Here is a 308-nt window from a genome sequence, read left to right as displayed (position 1 = left end):
AACTTACTAAAATGTTAGATAGGGGTATAGACGAGAGTGGTATGTCTACAAAAATAGTATTGGGGGAAGCAGCCGATTTACGTTGGTTATACTCAAACTACAATAAGTCAGAACGAGGTAATCAAATCGACTTTTTTTTCGACGAAAAGAAAGAACTAAAGCATCTAGATAATACAATTACAGGTCATAGCTATTTTACAACTTGGCCAGTAGATAGCCTAATTGGTATACGAAAAAAGTTGAAACATAAACTAAATGAATATCAAGGTCTTGATTATTGGCAAAGTGAGTTTTGTATTCTAGAAAAA

At 32.8% G+C, this 308-nt stretch carries 1 protein-coding gene; it reads left to right on the top strand.

The window, feature by feature from the left end:
- A partial coding sequence (locus tag LG649_RS16020) for a glycoside hydrolase (protein WP_317197669.1) occupies positions 1–308 on the top strand: 308 nt, incomplete at both ends.

Source organism: Neotamlana laminarinivorans (assembly GCF_020523925.1).
In the GTDB taxonomy this organism is placed as follows: domain Bacteria; phylum Bacteroidota; class Bacteroidia; order Flavobacteriales; family Flavobacteriaceae; genus Neotamlana; species Neotamlana laminarinivorans.
Note: the sequence above shows the minus strand (reverse complement) of the source record. Positions and strands in the feature narration are given on the sequence as shown.